Here is a 14028-nt window from a genome sequence, read left to right as displayed (position 1 = left end):
GTTCAGGACCGGGGCTGTTGGCGCCGGCGCAGGTGATCGCGCTCGGCCGCGAGCGCCGAATTGGTTTCCCGCAGCGCGTTGTTGGCGTGGTGCAGTTCGGCATTGGTATCGCGCAGGGCGCTGTTGTCGTCCTGCAGCTCGAGAATGTGGCCGATGGCCGCGAGATTGACGCCCTGTTCGGCGAGGGCGGCGATGCGGCGCATCCGGGTGAGATCGTCGCCGCTGTAGCGGCGGGTTCCGCCCGCGCTGCGCGCCGGGGTGATCAGGCCGTGCTGCTCGTAGAGTCGCAGGGTCTGGATGCCGATGCCGGCCAGTTCGGCCGCGACGGAGATCGCGTAGACGGCTTGGGCCGGGCCCGGTAGCAGTTGCTCGTGTCGATCCGAGACCATCCTTCTCCTCACCTTGGTGCTGCCCGTTAGATTACCTGGCTGCCCGCTTGCGTTGACCATTGGCAAGTGTTAAAAGGTATCTCTGCTAGACGACACAGATTTTCTGATCCATGGCAGAGGCGGGGGTGAGTCGAAGGTGCCGTACACACGAATCCCGCGCTCCGGTGGCGGTCCGTCTCATCTCGAGCACGCGCCCCGGCCGGTTGCGCAACGGACGCCCCACGGCGTCGACGAGCCGCAGCCGCGCGGACCCGCGACGGGCAGCTTCCGTTTCTGGTTCGCCACTCAGCGCTGGGAGTGGTCGCCGGAGGTGTATCGGATGCACGGCTATGTGCCCGGTGCGATCGAGCCGACCACCGAACTCATGCTCTCGCACAAACATCCGGACGACCGCGAGCATGTCGCCGAGGCCATCGCGCGCTCCGTAAACGAGGGGCAGCCGTTCTCCAGCCGGCATCGATTCATCGATACCGAGGGCGCCGAACACCAGGTGATGGTGGTGGCCGACCGGATTCTCGACGACACCGGCCGGCCGGTGGGCACCGCCGGGTTCTATATCGATCTGTCGGGCACGCTGGCCGATGCCGAACGCACCACCCTCGAACAGCGCCTGCCGGAGCTGGTCGAGGTGCGCGCGGTCATCGAGCAGGCCAAGGGCGTGCTCATGCGGATGTACCGGATCAGCGCCGAACAGGCGTTCCAGGTGCTCATCTGGCGCTCGCAGGAGACGAACGTGAAGCTGCGGGTGCTGGCCGAGCAGTTGATCGCGGACCTGCCGAATGTGCCTGCCGCGCCGTCCTCCACGGTGGCGGCCTTCGATCACATTCTGCTCACCCTGCACGAACGCGTGCCGGACGCCGATCGGGCGGGCGCACCGCCGGTGTGACGAAAGACGCTGGGGTGGAAGCCGTTTCGAGGTCGAACCGGCGGGTAGATCCCCAATGTCCGTCAATCGATACGGGAGGTACACCCCATGTCAGAGCACGAGAAGACCGGTACCCGAGAAGGCGTGGAAGGCGTAGTCGAGGGCGTCAAGGGCAAAGCCAAGGAAGTCGCGGGCGCCGTTCTGGGCAACAAGAACCTGCGCGAAGAGGGCCGCGCCCAGCAGGACAAGGCCGAATCGCAGCGCGACGCCGCCAAGAAGGAGGCCGAGGCCGAGAAGGATCGCGCCCAGGCCGAAGCCGACGAGAAGCGCCAGCGCGCCCAGCAGAACTGGTAGCCCAGCCGCGCCGCCTCGGCGGCGCGCGCAGCCTTGAACGGGGCGGTGACCGTGACGGTCACCGCCCCGTTTCGAGCGAGCGGAGCGAAAGGTGTTGGGGCAGTGGACGGAAGCGGCGTGCTCAGAAGTAGTGAGCGCGACCGCCGATCGGCCGGCCCACCGCGCCCAGCACGGCGAGAATGGCGCCGATGACCAGCAGGATGATGCCGATGGTGGTGAGGATCGGGATGCCGACGACGATCCCGACGATGAGCAGAATGATTCCCAGGACGATCATTTCGAATCCCTTGGTATGGGTGGAGAGCTTGCAGGGGTCGCGGTTCCCCGTGAGCCACGTCTCAAACGTGGCCGCGGCGAGCCGATCGCGCGCGGGTCCGCGCCGCGCGGGTGGAGCGGGCGGCCGCGCGCATGTCTCGCGGATGGGTAGCCAGGCGGCGGGGCGGTCGTACACTTGACCCGCCGTGCGGCCGGTAGCGCGGCGCGATGCGTCATGGATCGAGGAGTGAGGGTGTCCGAGAACGGTTTTTCTGCTCCGTTGCTGAGAGTGTCACGCGAGCGCGTGGGTGAGATCGAGGTGCTGTCGGCGGCCGGGGAAATCGACATCACCTCCGCCGCGCAGTTGCGCGAGGCGCTGGACGAGGTCACCGCGACCGGCTCGACGGTGGTGATCGACCTCTCGGAGATCGAGTTCATCGGATCGGTCGGACTGACCACCCTGTTGGTGGCGTCGAACGCGGCCCCGCCCGGCCGGGTCCGCGTGGTGGCCTCCACCCAGGTGCGGCGGCCGGTCGAGGTGACCGGACTGAGTGATGTGCTCGCGCTGTTCGACACGTTGGAGGCCGCGCTCGCGGCGGGGGCCGCGCCGTAGTCACGGACACGGACAGCAATGCCCCGGCCGCGGACAGCAATGCCCCGGCCACGCGGACCGGAACGCCGGCGTGTGTGAAATCTCCGGTTTGACCGATCATCGCGGGGTATCGCGGAGACGTAGAACCCCGCGTGCGCGACGTCAACGGCGACGACCGCTCAACGGCGAGCGGACGCCCTCACGGGGTCGGTTCGAAACCTGATGCGGGAGGCGTGATCACGTCAAGGAGACATGGATCCGGAGAGTGGTTCCGCTCGGGCCGGTGTGCAGCCGCACCAGCTCGGCGAACTGATTGACCATCAGCAGGCCACGACCCCCGGCGGTCCATGTTCCGGCGGGCAGCCGGCCCGCGAGTGGATTGTCGAAATGTCCGGCGTCTCGAATCTGTACGCACAGTTGCGAATTCTCCAGCCAGTACGCCAGCACCCCCCGACCGCCGCCGTGCACCACGGAATTGGCGGTGGTCTCCCCGACGATCAACTCCAGATCGAGCACCCGATCACCGCTCATACCGGACCCGGTGGCGTACTGCGCCACCGTATGCCGCGCCCGCGACAGGAGGGCGGCGTCGAAGGCGAAGGTCTCGGCGGTGGCGGGCGGATCGGGCAGCGGCGGGTTGTAGCGATCCAGCATGCGCTCGGGATCGTAGCTGCCGCTGTCGTATTCACCCCGCGCGTCGAGGACCGTGGGGTGCGTCGCGCGGGCGTCGCGGATGGCGTGCGCCGGGAGCTCGCGCAGATTGTAGGGACACAGCATGGCCACCTCGCGGCCGCGGAAGGCCGCGTTGACCAAGGCTTCGTGCTGCACGCACGCCGGGTACTCGAGCGCCGAGCGGGCCGCCCACACGGGTTCGCCGATCATGCGCACCGGGCCGTCGGGGTAGGCATCGGCGAAGGCGTGCAGGAAGCCCGGAATGATCTGCCCCGGATTGCGGCCCTCGACGGTCATATCGAGCAGGCGCACCGCGTCGGCATCGGACCCGAGCGCCTCGCGCAGCAGGAGCAGATTGTCCGTCGGCACCGAAACCGCGACCGGCTCACCACGTTCCAGACCGGCGCGAATGAATCCGAGAGTGCCCGCGAGATATTCCTCGCGGCCCTCGTACAGGAAGGCTTGGTGTGCGCAGACCCGATCCGTGATCGCTCCCACAGATCGCCCGGTGACCGTGAGCCGCTCCTTCTGTGCTGCCGCAGACAACTTCCGGACATCCTACCCGGCCGTTGCCGCTGCGTCGCCGGTGTCGCCGGGTTCGCCGGGTTCGCCGGAGACGGCGCCGTGTGAATCCGTGGCGTACGGGTATCGCCGGGTCGTGACCTTCGACCTGACCCCCACCGCGGCGCAGCACGACCTCGCCAAGCGGGCGCACGAGTTCGCGAGCGAATGCATCCGGCCGGTGGCGGGCCACTACGACCGGGCGCAGGAATTCCCGTGGCCGGTGCTCGAGGAGGCGGCGCGGCGCGGGTTCTACAGCCCGCTGTTCTACCGGGATCTGATCGGCGATCCCACGGGACTGTCGCTGCCGATGTTCATGGAGGAGTTGTTCTGGGGCTGCGCGGGCATCGGGCTGGCGATCGTGATGCCCGCGCTGGCGCTCGCCGCCATCGGGCGGGCCGCGACGCCCGCCCAGATGCTGCGGTGGGCGCCCGAATGTTTCGGCAGCCCAGGCGATCTGAAGCTGGCCGCGCTGGCCATCTCCGAACCCGAGGGCGGCAGCGACGTGCGCAACCTGCGCACCCGGGCGGTCCGCGACGGCGACGACTGGATCATCGACGGCCACAAGATGTGGATCGGCAACGGCGGCATCGCCGACGTGCACGTGGTCAACGCGGTCGTGGACGAGGACCTCGGGCATCGCGGGCAGGCCCTGTTCGTGGTGCCCGGCGGCTCGCCCGGCCTGGAGCTGGTGCGCAAACTCGACAAACTGGGCTGCCGGGCCTCGCATACCGCGGAACTGAAGTTCAACGCGGTCCGGGTGCCGATGGAGAATCTGCTCGGCGGCGTCGAGCGGCTCGAGGAGTCGCTGGCGCGCAAGCGCGAGGCGCGCGGCAACGGCCGCCCCGGATCGGTCACGCTGGGCACCTTCGAACAGACCCGCCCCATGGTCGCGGCGCAGGCGCTCGGAATCGCCAGGGCCGCAGTCGAATACATGTCCGGGTACGCGTCGCGGCGCGAAGCCTTCGGCGCGCCGATCATCGACAATCAGGCCATCGCCTTCCCCATCGCGGATCTGGCCACCAGCATCGACGCGGCGCGGCTGCTCACCTGGCGGGCGTCGTGGATGGCGGCCAACGGGGTGCGATTCGAGCGCGGGGAGGGGTCGATGGCGAAACTGGCCGCCAGCGAAGTGGCGGTGCGCGCGACCGAGCAGGCGATCCAGACGCTCGGCGGTTGGGGATACATCACCGACCACCCGGTGGAGAAGTGGTATCGGGATGCCAAGTTGTACACCATCTTCGAGGGGACGAGCGAAATCCAGCGCGTCGTCATCTCGCACGCGCTGGGCGCGGCGCTGGATCGGCCGCCCCTGCACGTGGACCTCGAACCGTCGGGTGGAAGTCTGAGCAAGCTGTTCGGCCGGGGCACGGTGTTTCGCGGGCGGGTTGCCGACGCGGCGCTCAATGCCCGAGATCGGGTGCCCGTCCCGGTGCTGAATTTCGCGTCGCGGGTGCTGCGTCCACCGCGGTGAGCGGTGGCGCGAAGTTTGTCGTGGTGGTTAGAGCGGCTGGAGTGTGGGTTAATCAGACCGACGAGGGAGCAGGTTCAGCGGTGGTAGGAGGCAGTGGAGATATGCAGGGCAGGTCGGAACGCGAGAGCGGCGCGAATGACTGGATCCCGGATTTCGGTCTGCCGCGGGACGCGATGGCGGAGATGGCGCTCGGTGGCCCGGACATGACCCTCGACGATCCCTCGAACGCGTCCGCGCCGCAGGACGGCGCGCTCACGGTCCGGGTCGCGGCGCGCGCCGAGATGCTGCCGATGCTGCGGTCCGTGGTCGAAACCGTGCTGCTGACAGCCGATTTCACCCTCGATGTGGTCAGCGATATGCGGGTCGCCATCGACGAGGTGGCCACCGCGCTGGTGCTGGCCGCCGGGCTGGGCTCCGAGATCGTCTGCGATCTGCACTACGACCAGCGGTCGGTGGGCGTGCGCATGTCGGGCGTGACCCGCACCCGGGAGGTGCTGCGCGAGGCCAGCCTGAGCCGGCACCTGCTGGACTCGCTGACCGACGAGCTGGTTATCGAGGACGCCGAGGGCGACGACGGCCTGCACGCGTACCAAACGGTCGTTCACTTCGCCCGCCGGCGGAGCGGTCGTGCAGGATGATGGGTGAACCGGACATATCGAGGGAGTGGGTGTTGACCGAGAGCGGGATTTCGCGGTTGCTGACCGTATCGCGTGACAGCGCGGGCGATGTGACGGTGGTGTCGGCGGCGGGAGAGATAGACATCCTGTCCGCGGCGGCGCTGCGCGAGGCGCTGGACGAGGTGACGGCAGACCACGATCTGCCCGTGATCGATCTGTCGGCGGTGGAGTTCATGGGATCGGTGGGCCTGAGCGTGCTGCTCGAGCTCGCCGACCGGGTCCGGCCACAGCGGGTGCGGGTGGTGGTCTCCAAGCACGTCCGCCGCCCGATCGAGGTCACCGGACTGGACAAATTGCTGGTGCTCTACGACAGCCTGCCGGAGGCTTTGGGCCGGTAGGGGCGTGCTTCGAGCCGTTCGATAATCCTTGTGATTGGTTTGTGATACGGCTCTCGAAAATGTGTTTCGACACGGGTACGCCGGGTAACACCACTGGCATCGGAATCCTCGGAACCGAACAGAAGGGATCGGCAATGTCGAGCGAACACGCGGCTCGGTCGGGAACCATCAGCGACAGCGAGGGCGGCGGCGACTCATACGACAACATCGAGCCCTGGCTGCTGCAGCTGCATGAACTGCCGGTCGGTAGCGCCGAACACGAACGACTGCGGCAGGAGATCATCGGCAAGTGCCTGCCACTGGGCGAGCACATCGCCCGCCGCTACGCCGGACGCGGCGTGGAAGCCGACGACCTGGTCCAGATCGCCGCGGTGGGCGTGATTCTCGCGGTGGACCGCTTCGATCCCACCAACGGCGCGACCTTCCTGTCCTTCGCGCTGCCCACCATCATGGGCGAGATCCGCCGCTACTTCCGCGACAGCACCTGGGCCGTGCGCGTGCCGCGCCGGACCAAGGAACTCCAGCAGCGCCTCACGCCCGCCATCTCGGAGCTGATGCAGCGGCTGGGCCGCCAGCCCACCGCCCGCGAGCTGGCCACCCACCTGGACGCCGACCTGGCCGAGATCACCCAGGCGCTCATCGCGGGCAACGGCTACAGCGCCGAATCCCTCGATGCCGCACCGATGTCCAGCGACGACGGTGACGCGCTGGCGTCCCGCCTGGACCGCTACGCGACCGTGGATCCCGGCTACGCCCTCATCGACGATTCGCTCACCGCGGGCCCGCTGCTGGCCGAGCTGCCCGAACGCGAACGCACCATCCTGATCATGCGCTACGGCGAGGGCCGCACCCAGGCCGAGATCGCCCGGGAGATCGGCGTCTCGCAGATGCAGATCTCGCGGCTGCTCTCGCGCACGCTGAGCGACCTGCGCGCCCGCGCCGAGGGCAGGGGTCCGCGTCGCCTGCGGGTGGCCTGATTCCGCGCGCGGAATCCCGCCCGATTCCGGGGTGCCGGAATCGGGACACCGCGCCGGATTGATTCGCATACCGCCTGCGCGGCCCGTAGAGTCGACCGAGGTCGGGTGTTCAAAAGCCAGCACCTCACCGCCCGTCCACCGATGTCGACACGTGATGTCGAGACGGGTTGTGTCCAGCCTGAATTGGACTAATGTCCAATGTTCAGGCGGTCGGAGTGAGGGTGTATGACGGATGCGACGGCATCGGGTCGTCCGGTGGTGAAACGCGGCGGGTCGGCGGCCGATCAGGTCGAATTGCGCAAGCTGCTGGCGGGTTTGACGGCGGTGCGCGATGGTGATTTCGGCACCCGGCTACCGGCCGATGCCGACGGTTTGCTGGGTGAGATCGCCACCGTCTTCAACGGCATGGTCGATCAGCTGTCGCTGTTCACCTCCGAGGTGACCCGCGTCGCGCGTGAGGTCGGTACCGACGGTCGCCTCGGCGGTCAAGCCGAGGTGACCGGAGTGTCGGGCACCTGGAAGGACCTCACCGATTCGGTGAACGCCATGGCCGGCAACCTCACCAGTCAGGTGCGCGATATCGCGCAGGTCGCGACCGCGGTGGCCCGGGGTGATCTGGGCCAGAAGATCACCGTGAACGCGCGCGGTGAGATTCTCGAGCTCAAGAACACCATCAATACGATGGTCGATCAGCTCTCGTCGTTCGCCGACGAGGTCACCCGCGTCTCGCGCGAGGTCGGCACCGAGGGCATCCTCGGCGGCCAGGCCGACGTCAAGGGCGTCTCGGGCACCTGGCGCGCGCTCACCGACTCGGTGAACTTCATGGCCGGAAACCTCACGGCCCAGGTGCGTTCCATCGCGCAGGTGTCCTCGGCGGTGGCCCGCGGTGATCTGACGCAGAAGATCACCGTGAACGCGCGCGGTGAGATTCTCGAGCTCAAGAACACCATCAATACGATGGTCGATCAGCTCTCGTCGTTCGCCGACGAGGTCACCCGCGTCTCGCGCGAGGTCGGCACCGAGGGCCGGCTGGGCGGGCAGGCCGACGTCAAGGGCGTGTCGGGCACCTGGAAGGACCTCACCGAGTCGGTCAACGTCATGGCCGACAACCTCACCGCGCAGGTGCGCTCGATCGCGCAAGTGACGACCGCGGTCGCCGACGGCGATCTGACGCAGAAGATCCGGGTCGACGCCCGCGGCGAGATTCTGGAACTCAAGGAGACCATCAACACGATGGTCGATCAGCTGTCCTCCTTCGCCGACGAGGTCACCCGCGTGGCCCGCGAGGTCGGCACCGAGGGCAACCTCGGCGGCCAGGCGACCGTGCGCGGCGCGTCCGGTACGTGGAAGGACTTGACCGACAACGTCAATGTCATGGCGTCCAATCTGACCAGTCAGGTGCGCTCGATCGCGCAGGTCGCCACCGCGGTCGCCCGTGGTGATCTGGGCCAGAAGATCACCGTCGAGGCCAAGGGCGAGGTTGCGGCGCTGGCCGGGGTCATCAACACCATGGTCGACACGCTGTCCGCGTTCGCCGACGAGGTCACCCGCGTGGCCCGCGAGGTCGGCACCGAGGGCATGCTGGGCGGTCAGGCGCGGGTGCCCAATGTGGCCGGCACCTGGAAGGACCTGACCGACAACGTCAACTCGATGGCCACCAACCTGACCAACCAGGTGCGCAATATCGCCCAGGTGACCACGGCCGTGGCCCAGGGCGACCTGACCAGCAAGATCGACGTCGACGCCCGCGGCGAGATCCTCGAGCTCAAGACCACGATCAATACGATGGTCGATCAGCTCTCCGCCTTCGCGGCCGAGGTCACCCGCGTGGCCCGCGAGGTCGGTTCCGAGGGCCGGCTGGGCGGCCAGGCCGAGGTCGAGGGCGTGTCGGGCACCTGGAAACGCTTGACCGAGAACGTGAACGAGCTGGCCGGCAACCTGACCCGGCAGGTGCGCGCCATCGCCGAGGTCACCAGCGCCGTCGCGGAAGGCGACCTGACCCGCTCCATCACGGTGGAAGCGTCCGGTGAGGTGGCCGATCTCAAGGACAACATCAACTCGATGGTGGAATCGCTGCGCGAGACCACCGAAGCCAACAAGGATCAGGACTGGCTCAAGACCAACCTGGCGCGGGTGTCCGGCCTCATGCAGGGTCCGCGCGATCTGCAGGTGGTGGCCGAGCTGATCATGGACGAGCTGGTGCCGCTGGTCTCGGCGCAGTACGGCGCGTTCTACCTGGCCGACGACACCGCCGAACAGCCCGAACTGGTCTTGCTCGGCTCCTACGGCAGTCCCGAAAAGCCCGGCAGTGCACCACGTTTCACCTTCGGTCAATCGCTGGTGGGGCAGGCCGCGCGCAGCCGGCGCACGATCGCGGTCGACGACGTGCCCGGGGATTACGTCACCATCTCCTCCGGTCTCGGCCGGACCTCGCCGATGAATCTGCTGGTGCTGCCGATCGTGGTGGAGGAGCAGGTGCTCGGCGTGATCGAGCTGGCGTCGGTGCATCGGTTCACCCGCATCCACCGCGACTTCCTCGATCAGCTGATGGAAACCGTCGGCGTCAACGTCAACACCATCATCGCCAATGCCCGCACCGACGAGCTGCTGGTGGAATCGCAGCGCCTGACCTCCGAGCTGCAGGCCCGCTCGCAGGAACTGCAGGTGCGCCAGGAAGAGTTGCAGCGCAACAACGCCGAGATGGAGGAGAAGGCGGCGCTGCTGGCCATGCAGAACCGCGATATCGAGGCCAAGAACCTCGAGATCGAGCAGGCCCGGCAGGAACTCGAGACCCGCGCGCAGGAGCTGTCGCTGGCCTCGAAGTACAAGTCCGAGTTCCTGGCCAACATGAGCCACGAGCTGCGCACGCCGCTGAACAGTCTGCTGATCCTCGCGCAACTGCTGGCCCAGAATCCGGGCCGCAACCTCACCCCCAAGCAGGTCGAGTACGCGGGCATCATTCATTCCGCGGGTTCGGATCTGCTGCAGCTGATCAACGACATCCTGGATCTGTCCAAGGTCGAGGCGGGCAAGATGGATATCGCGCCCGAGCGAGTTCCCTTGCGCAAGTTGCTCGATTACGTCGAGGCCACCTTCCGGCCGCTGACCACGCAGAAGAGTCTCGGCTTCCGGATCGTGACCCTGCCGGGTCTGCCGCCGGAGCTGCTGACCGACGATTCGCGGCTGCGCCAGGTGCTGCGCAACCTGCTGTCCAACGCGGTCAAGTTCACCGAAACCGGTTCGGTGGAACTGCGAATCGGGCCCGCCGACCTCGACGAGCTGCCCCCGGGGGTGCGCCGGCACGGGCCGGCCGTGGCCTTCCGGGTGGTCGACACCGGCATCGGCATCGCCGCGCACCAACTGGAATCGATCTTCGGCGCGTTCCAGCAGGCGGACGGCACCACCAGCCGCAAATACGGCGGCACCGGCCTGGGCCTGTCCATCAGCCGGGAGATCGCGTATCTGCTCGGTGGCGCGATCAGCGCCCAGAGCGAGATCGATCAGGGCAGCACCTTCACGCTCTATCTTCCGGTGGCGCGCCCCGACTTTCAGGAGCTGCCGCACCCCGAACGCGAGGACGCGAGCGCCGGGGCGACCGTCGACGGCGGCACGGGCGGGCAACCGCAGCAGCCGCGGCGGCTGCTGGTGGTGGAGGAACGCCCGCAGGGGCTGCTGTCACTGGTCGCGCAGAGCGCGGTGGCCGAGCTGGCCGATCGCAATGATCCGCGTGGCCCGGTGCAGGTGGTGAGCGCGGTTGGCGTGCTGGAAGCGGCGGCGGCCATGGCCGCCGAGGCGTTCCACTGCGTGGTGCTCGAACTGGATCTGCCCGGCAAGTCGGCGTTGAAGTTCCTCGATACCATGGACGGCGACCCCGCGCTGAGCGGGGTGCCGGTGCTGGCGCATCATCGCCGCCTCGACGGCGATCAGGAGCGCGGCCTGCAGGAGCGTTCCGAGCGCAGACCGCTGGAGTTGCTGTCGAGTCTCGACGAGTTGCGTGAGCGAATCGCCTTGCACGTCACGGCCGAAGCGCCGGGGGATGTGCTGCCGCTGGTGCGCCGGGACGAGGCGCCGGTGCCGGCCTCGGAACTGCCCAATGGCGAGCTGGCCGGGCGCACCGTGCTCATTGTCGACGACGATGCCCGAAACCTGTTCGCGCTCAGCAGCATTCTGGAGTTGCACGGCATCAGCGTGCTGCACGCGGAGAACGGTCGCGAGGGCATCGACAAGCTGGTGGCCCATCCGGGAGTGGATCTGGTGCTGATGGACGTGATGATGCCGGAGATGGACGGCTACACCGCGACCGCCACCATTCGGGAGCTGCCGCGCTATTCGGATCTGCCGATCATCGCGGTCACCGCGAAGGCCATGCTGGGCGACCGCGACAAGAGTCTCGCGGCCGGGGCCAACGACTACGTCACCAAGCCTGTCGATGCGGACGCGCTGCTGGCCTGCATCCGGCATTGGCTGAGTGCTCGATGACCGACGCCGACACCGAGTCGTCCGCCGAGCCGTCCGCCCCGCCCGACCTCACCCGGCTGGCCGCGACGGTGCAGCGGCTGCGCGCCGAGATCCAGCAGGCGCAGGTCACCGCTGACGGCCGGGCGCTGATCGAAATGGCCAAGGGCATTCTCGTCGAACGGCTCGCCTGCGGCCCGTCCGAGGCGGCGCGGCAGCTGGATTCGCTGTCCGAGCAGGCGGGGCTGACGGCCCTGGAACTCGCCGCCGACCTGGTGAACCAGGCGGCCCGCTACGACGTCAGCGCCGCGGTGCGCGAGTTCCTGGACAACACGGCCACGCCGGAGAACACCGCGATGACGGTGCGGTTGCGCACCGCCGAGAGCGGGGTCCTGGCCGCCGGCGACACCCAGCGGGTGGCGCGCTCGGTGCTCGATCACGCCGTGGAACCGCTGGGCGGCGCCACCGTCGCCATCTGGGCGGTGGCCAGCGACGGGTCGCTGACCCTGCGCGGTTACGCGGGCATCACCCCCTCGGAGGCCGAGCGGTGGCGGTATGTGCCGCCCGGACTGGCCACGCCGGCCGGACAGGCGCTGCGGGAACGGGATTCGGTGTGGATCACCGATCTCGAACAGGCCGGGCTGCCGTCGATCGCCGGTGCGTCCGGCGGCCGGGCGGCGATTCCGGTGGGGGCGGGCGGCAAGCTGCTCGGCGCCCTGGAAGTCAGCTGGCCGCAACCGATCTCGCCGCCACTGCCCCCGGTGCGGCGGCAGTTCGAGGCACTGGCCGAATTGTGCGCGCACACCCTGGAATCGGATCTGGCGGTGGCGGCGTGCCCGGACGAGCCGGCGGCGACGGCGCTGTCGGAGCTGTCCGACAGCCTCTTCGACCCGGCGCTGGTGCTGGTGCCCAGCCTCGACGCCGACGGCGATCTCGCCGATTTCCGCATCCACCATGTGAATCCGTGCTTCGTGGACCCGGTGGGCCGGCCCGCCGGGCTGATCCAGGGCGCCTCGCTGCTCGAGGCGTACCCGATGTCGGCGAGCCAGGGCCGGCTGTTCGAACACGTCGAGCACGTGCTGGCCACCGGCGAACGCTATCGCGCCGACCCGGTGACCCTGACCGAACTGGTGGGCCAGGTGCCGTTGCAGGTGTCGGCGGCGCTGAGCATCAGCCGCCACGGCGACGCGGTGCTGCTGGTGTGGCGGGTGCGTGACGAGACCGCCCGCCTGGCCGAGTTGCTGCGCCACGCGCAGCGCCTGGGCGGGGTCGGCGGCTTCGAGGAGAACGTGACGACCGGTGAGATCACTTGGAGCAGCCAGCTTTTCGCGGTGTACGGCCTGGGCGCGGCCGCCGATCCGATACCGCTGTCGCAACTGCCCCTGCACGTCCCCGAATCCGATGCCGACACCGTGCGGGGGTTCCTGCGGCGAGTGCTGCGGTATCGGCGCTCGGCCTCGGCGGCGTTCCGGCTGATCCGGCCCGACGGCGCGGTGCGTCATGTGCGGCTCGTCGCCGAGCCGGTGCTCGACGCCGCGGGCAATCTGCTGGTGATCCGCGGTGCGTACCAGGACGCCTCGGCGCAGCACTGGACCGAGATCGCGCTGTCGGCCACCCGGGACCGGCTCACCCACACCGAGGAGCAGGCCGCCGAGCAGAGCTGGCTGGCGCGGCAACTGCAGCAGGCGATCATGCCCGCCGCGCCTGCCTCCACCGAGGTGTCCGGGCTGCGGATGGCGGTGCGCTACCGGCCGACCGAGCAGGATCATCTGGTCGGCGGCGACTGGTACGACGTGGTGGTGCTGCCGTCGAAGAAGATCCTGGTCTCGGTGGGCGACATCGCCGGCCACGGCATCACCGCCGCGACCGGAATGGTGGTGCTGCGCAACGCCTTACGCGGGCTGGCGGCCACCGGCGCGGGTCCCGCCCAGATGTTGTCGTGGCTGAATCTGGTGGCGCATCATCCGGCCGAGACCATCTTCGCCACCGCGATCTGCGGGCTCTACGATCCGGAGACCCGCGTGCTGCGCTGGGCGCGCGCCGGGCATCTGCCGCCGGTGCTGGTGCGCGGCGAGACGGCCCGCACGCTGCCGCCGCTGGAGGGCATCATTCTCGGTGCGGTCGCCGAAACCTGTTACGAGGAAGCCGAACTGCAGCTCGAGGACGACGATGTGCTGCTGCTGTACACCGACGGCCTGATCGAACGCCGCGGCTGCCATCTCGACGACTGCGTGCAGCGGCTGCTGACCGAGTCGGCGAATTTCCGCGGCAGCCTGGAGGATCGGCTGGATTACCTGCTCGACAACAGCGAAGCAGATACCGACGACGACACCTGCGTGATCGGCCTGCGCCTGGGCGCCGGCGACGGCAGTGCCGCGCCGGCGTCGGCCGATCGGGACGTCTCGCGTTCGGTCTAGCT

At 68.6% G+C, this 14028-nt stretch carries 12 protein-coding genes; 9 read left to right on the top strand and 3 right to left on the bottom strand.

The genetic code is table 11. The annotated features are described in order from the left end of the window. Positions 1–2: 2 nt before the first annotated feature. Positions 3–389, bottom strand: coding sequence for a MerR family transcriptional regulator (locus D7D52_RS32205; protein ID WP_120742433.1), 387 nt, complete (start codon positions 387–389; stop codon positions 3–5). A gap of 136 nt (positions 390–525) precedes the next feature. Between D7D52_RS32205 and D7D52_RS32200 the strand changes: the two genes are divergently transcribed. Together D7D52_RS32200 and mbp1 are read left to right on the top strand one after the other, a co-directional pair. After that, on the top strand, positions 526–1275 hold the full coding sequence (locus D7D52_RS32200) for a PAS and ANTAR domain-containing protein (protein WP_246023458.1): 750 nt from the start codon (positions 526–528) through the stop codon (positions 1273–1275). A gap of 87 nt (positions 1276–1362) precedes the next feature. Continuing rightward, positions 1363–1608, top strand: coding sequence for a microaggregate-binding protein 1 (mbp1, locus tag D7D52_RS32195; protein ID WP_120742431.1), 246 nt, complete (start codon positions 1363–1365; stop codon positions 1606–1608). A gap of 121 nt (positions 1609–1729) precedes the next feature. On the opposite strand, the gene D7D52_RS38200 is transcribed toward mbp1, so the two are convergent. Then, the gene (locus tag D7D52_RS38200) at positions 1730–1885 is read right to left on the bottom strand and encodes a hypothetical protein (protein WP_162958683.1); all 156 of its coding nucleotides are present in this window, start codon (positions 1883–1885) and stop codon (positions 1730–1732) included. A gap of 267 nt (positions 1886–2152) precedes the next feature. Between D7D52_RS38200 and D7D52_RS32190 the strand changes: the two genes are divergently transcribed. Continuing rightward, complete coding sequence (locus tag D7D52_RS32190; RefSeq protein WP_246023457.1) at positions 2153–2476, top strand: STAS domain-containing protein; 324 nt, start codon at positions 2153–2155, stop codon at positions 2474–2476. A 216-nt stretch (positions 2477–2692) separates the two neighbouring features. Here D7D52_RS32190 and D7D52_RS32185 read toward each other — a convergent pair whose 3' ends face one another. Next, a complete protein-coding gene (locus D7D52_RS32185; protein ID WP_120742427.1) occupies positions 2693–3625 on the bottom strand; it encodes a sensor histidine kinase in 933 nt (310 codons plus the stop codon). Between the two features lie 160 nt (positions 3626–3785). On the opposite strand from D7D52_RS32185, the gene D7D52_RS32180 reads away from it, so the two are divergent. From D7D52_RS32180 to D7D52_RS32155, 6 genes are all read left to right on the top strand, one after another. Continuing rightward, complete coding sequence (locus D7D52_RS32180) at positions 3786–5162, top strand: acyl-CoA dehydrogenase family protein (RefSeq protein ID WP_120744633.1); 1377 nt, start codon at positions 3786–3788, stop codon at positions 5160–5162. A 101-nt stretch (positions 5163–5263) separates the two neighbouring features. After that, positions 5264–5800, top strand: coding sequence for an anti-sigma factor (locus D7D52_RS32175; protein ID WP_120742425.1), 537 nt, complete (start codon positions 5264–5266; stop codon positions 5798–5800). 32 nt (positions 5801–5832) lie between these two features. Continuing rightward, positions 5833–6177: an STAS domain-containing protein gene (locus tag D7D52_RS32170; protein WP_246023455.1), complete on the top strand. Its 345-nt coding sequence runs from the start codon at positions 5833–5835 to the stop codon at positions 6175–6177. A gap of 134 nt (positions 6178–6311) precedes the next feature. Continuing rightward, entirely contained in the window at positions 6312–7154 is an 843-nt protein-coding gene (locus tag D7D52_RS32165) for a SigB/SigF/SigG family RNA polymerase sigma factor (protein WP_120742421.1), read from the top strand. A 225-nt stretch (positions 7155–7379) separates the two neighbouring features. Then, positions 7380–11633: a HAMP domain-containing protein gene (locus D7D52_RS32160; RefSeq protein ID WP_120742419.1), complete on the top strand. Its 4254-nt coding sequence runs from the start codon at positions 7380–7382 to the stop codon at positions 11631–11633. Next, the gene (locus tag D7D52_RS32155; protein ID WP_120742417.1) at positions 11630–14026 is read left to right on the top strand and encodes a SpoIIE family protein phosphatase; all 2397 of its coding nucleotides are present in this window, start codon (positions 11630–11632) and stop codon (positions 14024–14026) included. Before D7D52_RS32160 ends, D7D52_RS32155 begins: the two co-directional genes overlap by 4 nt. Positions 14027–14028 lie beyond the last annotated feature (2 nt).

It is taken from the genome of Nocardia yunnanensis (genome assembly GCF_003626895.1).
Classification (GTDB): domain Bacteria; phylum Actinomycetota; class Actinomycetes; order Mycobacteriales; family Mycobacteriaceae; genus Nocardia; species Nocardia yunnanensis.
Note: the sequence above shows the minus strand (reverse complement) of the source record. Positions and strands in the feature narration are given on the sequence as shown.